The following is a 7,292-nucleotide window of genomic DNA, read 5'->3' on the forward strand; positions in this document are numbered from 1 at the left end:
GTCCATGAGTGAGGGGCCCGTTCCGGTGCGGAACGGGCCCCTCACGGGTGAGCGGGGAGGCAGCTCACGCATGTGGCCGGTTCGCTTCTCCGCCCACTCGGCGAAGCCGCGGGCATCGTCGCCACCTGCGGCCCGGCAGCCTCGCGTGCGTCGCTCACGCATGTGGCCGGTTCGCTTCTCCGCCCACTCGGCGAAGCCGCGGGCATCGTCCCGCTCGGCGAAGCCGCGGGCATCGTCGCCACCCGCGGCCCGGCAGCCTCGCGTGTGCGTCGCTCACATCATGTCTTCGATGTCCGCGGCGATGGGGTCGGCGTCGGTGCCGATGACGACCTGGATCGCGGTGCCCATCTTGACGACGCCGTGGGCGCCGGCGGCCTTCAGCGCGGCTTCGTCGACCTTGCTCGGGTCCACGACCTCGGTGCGGAGGCGGGTGATGCAGCCCTCGACCTCTTCGATGTTGTCGATACCGCCGAGCCCGGCGACGATCTTCTCAGCCTTGCTGGCCATGCGTTTCTCCCTAAGTCTTCTGGGCCGGGGTCCGGGGCCCGCGGCGTCAGCCGCTGATGTCACTGCTCCGGAAGGTGCAGCCGGCCGGGGCCGGGGCGGGGCCGCTGGTCCGTTTTGTCACGGTAACTCACGGTTGGCCCAACTTCGCGGGCGAGTAGCAGCCTCGTATCGAATGATGACGATCACCGGCACCCTGCCCGCGGTCGGGCCCGGGGAGCCTACCGCAACTGGTCTACACCAGTGTGCAACGACCGCCAGGAGAGGCTTGTTCCGGGAGGACACCGATGAGTGCCGAGAGCGCGGCCGCGCCCGCACCACCGGAGCGGAAGTGGCGGAGCGGGGTCCTCCCGGGGCTCCAGCGAATCGGCCGGAGCCTCCAGCTGCCGGTGGCGGTCCTCCCGGCGGCCGGGCTGCTGGTCGGCCTCGGCCGCCTCTTCGAGGCGTATCTGCACGGAGCGTTCTGGGACAAGACGTCGGACGTCCTCCTCAAAGCCGGCCTGGGCATCCTCGACCCCACTCTCGGGATCCCGTTGCTCTTCTGCATCGGCATCGCCATCGGTTTCGCGAAGAAGGCCGACGGCTCGACCGCGCTCGCCGCCATGGCCGGCTTCCTCGTCTACCACAACGTACTCGAGGCCTTTCCGGTCGCAGGCTCGGTGACCGAGAAGACCCCGGACGGCATTCCGCAGAACCCCGGAGTTTTCGGCGGCATTCTGATCGGCCTGCTGACGGCCACGATCTGGCAGCGTTACCACCGCACGAAGCTCGTCGACTGGCTCGGCTTCTTCAACGGCCGCCGACTCGTCCCGATCATCATGGCGTTCCTGTGCTGCGCCCTGGGCGTGATGTTCGGACTGATGTGGGAGCCGGTCGGCGCCGCGCTGAACTGGTTCTCCAAGCAGCTGATCGACCTCGGCGCCTGGGGAGCGGGCATCTTCGGCGTCGCGAACCGGCTGCTGATCCCCATCGGCATGCACCAGTTCCTGAACGTCTTCTTCTGGTTCCAGGTGGGCGAGTTCACCACGCCGGAGGGCACGACCGTCCAGGGCGACCTCACCCGCTTCTTCGCCGAGGACCCCTCCGCGGGCCAGTTCATGTCCGGCTTCTTCCCGATCTTCATGTTCGGCCTGCCGGCCGCCGCGCTCGCCATCACGCACTGCGCCCGGCCCGAGCACCGCAAGCGGGTGGGGGGCCTGATGTTCTCGGTCGCCCTGACCTCCTTCGTCACCGGCGTGACCGAGCCGCTGGAGTTCTCCTTCATGTTCGTGGCGCCGCTGCTGTACGGGATCCACGCCCTGCTCACGGGCGCCTCGATGGCGATCACCTGGGCACTCGGCGTCCACGCGGGCTTCAGTTTCTCGGCCGGGTTCATCGACTACATCGTGTACTGGCACCTGGACACGAAGCCATGGCTGATCATTCCGATCGGCGCCTGCTTCGCGGTCGTCTATTACGTGATCTTCCGGATCGCCATCACGGCGTTCAACATCCCGACGCCCGGGCGGGAACCGGAGGAGATCCAGGAACAGCTGGAGAAGGACGCCACCAAGGCATAGGGCCTTTGTCGGCATTGACCGGTTATGGTCAATGCCACAGAAATCACAGGTTCCTTATCCCACCCTCACCGTGCTACAACAGGTCTACACCTCTGACTGGTGTAGACCACGCGGTTCAGACCACCGCGTTCCCCCTGAGACGCTGCCGTCCCCCTCTGCCCCTGGTCCCGGGCGGCGCCTTGCCCACTGGAGGAAGTTGTGTCCACGGCTAGCGCCGCCCCCGCGGCGGAGAAGAAGAAGGGCGCCGGCGCGATGGCTGTCATGCAGCGCATCGGCCGCAGCCTCATGCTGCCGGTCGCGGTGCTGCCGGCGGCCGCGCTGCTCGTGCGTTTCGGCCAGCCCGACATGCTCGCGAGGGAGTCGTTCCCCTCCTTCGTCACCAAGATAGCCGGGTACATGGCGGCCGGCGGCGACGCCATCCTCGCCAACATGGCGCTGCTGTTCGCCGTCGGTATCGCCATCGGTTTCGCCAAGAAGTCGGACGGCTCGACGGCGCTGGCGGCGGTGACCGGCTACCTGGTCTTCAAGAACGTGCTGGCCACGTTCACGGACCCGAACCTGGACAAGGTCGCCAAGGTCGTCGACGGCAAGATCGTCATGACCGAGGCCCCGGTCGACGCCAAGGTCCTCGGCGGCGTGGTGATGGGCATCGTCGTCGCCCTGCTGTACCAGAAGTTCTACCGGACCAAGCTGCCGGACTGGGCGGGCTTCTTCGGCGGTCGCCGCCTCGTCCCGATCCTCTCCGCCTTCGCGGGCCTGGTCATCGGAATCGTCTTCGGCCTGATCTGGCCGGTCCTCGGCACGGGTCTGCACAACGTCGGCGAGTGGCTGGTCGGCTCCGGCGCGGCCGGCGCGGGCATCTTCGGTGTCGCCAACCGTGCGCTGATCCCGATCGGCATGCACCACCTGCTGAACTCGTTCCCGTGGTTCCAGGCCGGCACGTACGAGGGCAAGAGCGGCGACATCGGGCGCTTCCTCGCCGGTGACCCGACCGCCGGACAGTTCATGACCGGCTTCTTCCCGATCATGATGTTCGCCCTCCCGGCGGCCTGCCTGGCGATCGTGCACTGCGCCCGCCCCGAGCGCCGCAAGGTCATCGGCGGCATGATGTTCTCCCTCGCGCTGACCTCGTTCGTCACCGGTGTGACCGAGCCGATCGAGTTCACGTTCATGTTCATCGCCCCGGTGCTGTACGCGGTCCACGCGGTGCTGACCGGTGTCTCGATGGCGCTGACCTGGGCGCTCGGCATGCGGGACGGCTTCGGCTTCTCGGCCGGCGCGGTGGACTTCTTCCTGAACCTGGGTATCGCGTCCAACCCGTGGGGCCTGGCTCTGGTGGGCCTGTGCTTCGCGGCGGTCTACTACGTGGTCTTCCGCTTCGCGATCACCAAGTTCAACCTCCCGACGCCGGGCCGCGAGTCCGACGAGGAGCTGGCGGAGCTGCAGAAGGCCGAGGCCAAGTAGGAGGCCAAGTAGGCGGTCCTCGCCAGCACGCACGCAGAAGCCCCGCTTTCCGTACCGGAAGGCGGGGCTTTCCGCATATCTCGGCCTTGCTCAGCCCACTACGCGGCCTTGCTCCGCACTCCTCGGTTTTGCTCCGCTCACTCCTCGGCCGGCACGCACAGCACCGGGACCGTCGACAGGTGCAGCAGCTTGTGCGGGGTCGAGCCGAGCAGGGCGCCCCGCATCGGGCTCTCGCCGTAGCTGCCGACGATGATCACCCGTGCGTCATGGCGGCCGGCGGCTTCGAGGAGCGCCTCCGCCGGTTTCTTGTCGATGATCTCGACGGCCGACGGTACGCCCGCGTCGTCGGCGGCCTCGACCGCGTGCGCGAGCGCGATACGGCCGGTCTGCCGGATGGCCTCGTAGTGGGTCCGGTACTCCTCCCCCAGCGCACCCGGGGCCGCGGCTCCGAAGACCAGCACGAGCGGTTCGCCGAACGCCGCCGAAACCTCCAGTGCGACCCGCAGCGCACGCACCGAGCCGGGCGACTCGTCGTACCCCAGGACGACCGACATCTCAGGGCTCCTTGGTGCCGCGCGCGATCTCGGGATCGGCCACCCCGGGGCGCTCGCTCCAGAACCTCGCCGCCGTGAGGCGTCGCGCAGCCATGATCAGCAGCCCCACGATCAGGATGAAGATGCCGATGACGAGCGGCGGGCCGAAGCCGAACCACGAGACACCGCTGTAGGAGTTCTCGGGGTCGGACATGTCGATGACGGACTCCACGAGCAGCCATGCCAGCAGCCCGGCGCCGATCAGCGGGCCCACACCGATGAGGAAGAAGTTGCGGACGCTCTCGGTCAGATGGCGCCGGTAGTACACGGCGCAGGCGACTCCGGTCAGCGCGTAGTAGAACGCGATCAGCAGCGACAGTGCCGTCAGCGAGTCGAAGAGGGCGTTCTCGCTGATCTGGCTGACGAGGAGGTACCAGGCGATGGCGACGACGGCGACGGCCCACGTGCTCACGTACGGCGTACGGAAGCGCGGGTGGATCCGGGCGAAGACGGACGGCAGCGCACCCCGGCGGGCCATCGACAGTCCCGTGCGCGACGACGGGATGATCGTCGTCTGCGTCGAGGCCAGCGCGGACGTCGAGACCGCGAGCAGCACCAGCCAGTCCCAGCCGCCCATGACCTGACCTGCGAGCAGGGCGAAGATGAACTCCTCCTTGCCGGCGTTCTCGGCGAGGAAGGCCGGTCCGGCGAACGCCACGACCGCGATACCGACCGACAGGTACGTCACCAGCAGCACGATCGTCGACCAGATACCGGCCCGTCCGGGGGCGCTGGCCGAGTTCCTGACCTCTTCGGTGAGGTTGACCGCCGACTCCCAGCCCCAGTACATGAACACGCCCAGCAGCAGGCCTCCGGTCAGCGCGGCGCCGCCGGCCCCGAACGGGTTCAGCCACTCGATCTCCGGTTGGACGGGGCCGAGTGGGCTCGTACCGGCGTAGACGCGGTAGATCGCGACGACGGCGAAGGCGAGCAGCGAGACGACCTGGGCCAGGATGAGCACGTTCTGCACATGGGCCGACGCCTCGGTGCCGATGACGCAGATGGTCGTCATCACGAGGATGACGACCACTGTCAGCAGCTGGCGTACGAAGTCGTTCGCGGCCCAGCTGTCGAGGCCGACGGTGAGCAGCCCGAAGCCGACGGCGACGTCGGCGAGCGAGCCGACCACCAGCACGCCGGTCATCATGATCGCCCAGCCGCCGATCCACCCCGCCCAGGGGCCCATGGCCCGGGTGACCCACGAGAACGTCGTGCCGCAGTCCTGGTCGACCCTGTTGAGGTAGAAGAACGCCGACGCGATCAGCAGCATCGGCACGAAGGACGCGAGCACCACGCCGGGGGCGTAGATGCCCACCAGAGCCACGACCGCGCCGATGACCGCGGCCAGCGAATACGCGGGCGAGGTGGAGTTGATGCCGATGACCAGCGCGTCGAGGAACCCGATCGCGTTGTGCTTCAGCTCCCCCGGCCCCTCCTTGTGGTGCGAGCTGGGCGGGGGCGGGCGGGTGTCCATGACGTCATCGGCCATGTGTCCTCGCAGATCAGGGCGATGTGTCGCTTCTATGTAATTTTAGCGAGGCGGGACGAAGGGGGCCTGCGGTACTGCGGCACTTCGGTACTGCGCTACCGAGCTACCGAGCTACTGCGCTACTGCGCTACTGCGCTACGAGAACTACCTAGATCTCGTAGACCGCGCCCGCGACCGCCAGCTCGGCGGGCCCGTCGTACACCTCGCGGGCGTCCGCCAGGTTCCGCTCGGCGTCCGTCCACGGCGGGATGTGGGTGAGCACGAGACGCCGCGCCCCGGCACGGGCGGCGTGGGCTCCGGCCTCCCGGCCGTTGAGGTGGAGGTCCGGGATGTCTTCCTTGCCGTGCGTGAAGGCCGCCTCGCAGAGGAAGAGGTCGGTGCTGTCGGCGAGCTCGACGAGGGGGTCGCAGACACCCGTGTCGCCGGAGTACGTGAGCGAGCGGCCGCCGTGCTCGACGCGGATGGCGAAGGTGTCCACGGGGTGCGCGACCTTCTCCGTACGGACCGAGAACGGGCCGATCTCGAAGGAGCCCGGCTTGAGCGTGTGGAAGTCGAAGACCTCACTCATCGACTTGTCCGAGGGGGTGTCCGCGTAGGCGGTGGTGAGGCGCTGCTCCGCGCCCTCGGGCGCGTACACCGGGATGGCGTCGCAGCGGCCGCCGTCGTGGCGGTAGTAGCGGGCCACGAAGTATCCGCACATGTCGATGCAGTGGTCCGCATGCAGATGACTGAGAAAGATGGCGTCGAGGTCGTAGAGACCGATGTGGCGCTGCAGCTCGCCGAGGGCTCCGTTGCCCATGTCGAGGAGCAGCCGGAAGCCGTCGGCCTCTACGAGATAGCTCGAACAGGCCGATTCCGCGGACGGGAACGACCCCGAGCAGCCGACGACGGTGAGCTTCATGGAGCTTGAACCTCCGTGGACGGTCGTTCGTGAACGGGGAACGGGGCGGACTGAGGGGCGAGCGCGGGGGAGGTTGTGCGGTTTGTTGAGCGTAAGGCGCGAAGGGGTCGGCCGCTCCTTCGCGGCGGCCCGTTGTGGGGGAACTCACCTGCCCTGTCACCGGATAGGACGAGGTGCGCGGGCGTGTGTGCGGCGCGCACGGCACGGGGTGCGCGCCGGTACCGTCTGAGGTATGGATACGTCCTGGTGGCTGGCGCTCGGCGCGGTGGTGGTGATCGCGCTGGTGGCTGCGGTGGTGCGGGTACGGCCCGGGGGGCGGGTGCGCCCGCCCGGCAGGCCGCGCGGGCGCGTGGCAGGTCCCCCGGCGCCGGCCGGCCCGAAGCGGCGTCCGCAGCCGGGCGAGATCTGGTGGGCGCATGTTCCGTACGAGGACGGACCCGGCTCCAAGGACCGGCCGTGTCTGGTCCTGCGGGTCCACGGCGGCGCGGCCCGCGTCGCCAAGATCACCAGCAAGTACCACGACGCGCGCCCCGGCGTGATCCCGCTCCCGCCGGGTGCGGTGGGCGACGCGCACGGCCGCCCGAGCTTCCTGGAGACGGATGAGCTGCGGGAGGTGCGGGTCCGCGACTTCCGCCGCCGTGTGGGGGTGGTGGACCCGCTGCTGTGGGACCAGGTGCGGCACCTGTCGCCGTAACCGGTGGGGTATCGCCGTAACCGGTGGGGCAGCCCCTGAGACCCGTACGCCCTTCGGACGCGTCCTCGATCGCCGGACGGGCCGGCAG

7 protein-coding genes are annotated in these 7,292 nt (G+C 68.9%); 3 read left to right on the plus strand and 4 right to left on the minus strand.

Annotated elements, in window-relative coordinates; all coding sequences use genetic code 11:
* Positions 1-273: 273 nt before the first annotated feature.
* Positions 274-507: a glucose PTS transporter subunit EIIB gene (locus ACWGI8_RS35575; protein WP_093660495.1), complete on the minus strand. Its 234-nt coding sequence runs from the start codon at positions 505-507 to the stop codon at positions 274-276.
* Between the two features lie 284 nt (positions 508-791).
* Between ACWGI8_RS35575 and ACWGI8_RS35580 the strand changes: the two genes are divergently transcribed.
* Positions 792-2,063, plus strand: a complete 1,272-nt coding sequence (locus tag ACWGI8_RS35580; protein WP_453667391.1) for a PTS transporter subunit EIIC — start codon at positions 792-794, stop codon at positions 2,061-2,063.
* Positions 2,064-2,261: 198 nt separating this feature from the next.
* Positions 2,262-3,527: a PTS transporter subunit EIIC gene (locus tag ACWGI8_RS35585; protein ID WP_453667393.1), complete on the plus strand. Its 1,266-nt coding sequence runs from the start codon at positions 2,262-2,264 to the stop codon at positions 3,525-3,527.
* Between the two features lie 137 nt (positions 3,528-3,664).
* Here ACWGI8_RS35585 and ACWGI8_RS35590 read toward each other — a convergent pair whose 3' ends face one another.
* The 3 genes from ACWGI8_RS35590 to ACWGI8_RS35600 all read right to left on the minus strand — a co-directional run bounded on the left by ACWGI8_RS35590 (position 3,665) and on the right by ACWGI8_RS35600 (position 6,510).
* Positions 3,665-4,081, minus strand: coding sequence for a universal stress protein (locus tag ACWGI8_RS35590; protein WP_453667395.1), 417 nt, complete (start codon positions 4,079-4,081; stop codon positions 3,665-3,667).
* Position 4,082: 1 nt separating this feature from the next.
* On the minus strand, positions 4,083-5,609 hold the full coding sequence (locus ACWGI8_RS35595; protein WP_453667397.1) for an APC family permease: 1,527 nt from the start codon (positions 5,607-5,609) through the stop codon (positions 4,083-4,085).
* A gap of 148 nt (positions 5,610-5,757) precedes the next feature.
* Positions 5,758-6,510, minus strand: coding sequence for an MBL fold metallo-hydrolase (locus ACWGI8_RS35600; RefSeq protein WP_453667399.1), 753 nt, complete (start codon positions 6,508-6,510; stop codon positions 5,758-5,760).
* Between the two features lie 232 nt (positions 6,511-6,742).
* Between ACWGI8_RS35600 and ACWGI8_RS35605 the strand changes: the two genes are divergently transcribed.
* Complete coding sequence (locus ACWGI8_RS35605) at positions 6,743-7,204, plus strand: type II toxin-antitoxin system PemK/MazF family toxin (protein ID WP_453667401.1); 462 nt, start codon at positions 6,743-6,745, stop codon at positions 7,202-7,204.
* Positions 7,205-7,292: the final 88 nt, after the last annotated feature.

Source organism: Streptomyces sp. NPDC054841 (assembly GCF_053611045.1).

Excerpts from the sequence above, each read along its gene's own strand:
- ACWGI8_RS35605 (WP_453667401.1), top strand. The coding sequence starts at position 6,743 with ATGGATACGTCCTGGTGGCTGGCGCTCGGCGCGGTGGTGGTGATCGCG.
- ACWGI8_RS35580 (WP_453667391.1), top strand. The coding sequence starts at position 792 with ATGAGTGCCGAGAGCGCGGCCGCGCCCGCACCACCGGAGCGGAAGTGG.
- ACWGI8_RS35595 (WP_453667397.1), bottom strand. The coding sequence starts at position 5,609 with ATGGCCGATGACGTCATGGACACCCGCCCGCCCCCGCCCAGCTCGCAC.
- ACWGI8_RS35590 (WP_453667395.1), bottom strand. The coding sequence starts at position 4,081 with ATGTCGGTCGTCCTGGGGTACGACGAGTCGCCCGGCTCGGTGCGTGCG.
- ACWGI8_RS35575 (WP_093660495.1), bottom strand. The coding sequence starts at position 507 with ATGGCCAGCAAGGCTGAGAAGATCGTCGCCGGGCTCGGCGGTATCGAC.
- ACWGI8_RS35600 (WP_453667399.1), bottom strand. The coding sequence starts at position 6,510 with ATGAAGCTCACCGTCGTCGGCTGCTCGGGGTCGTTCCCGTCCGCGGAA.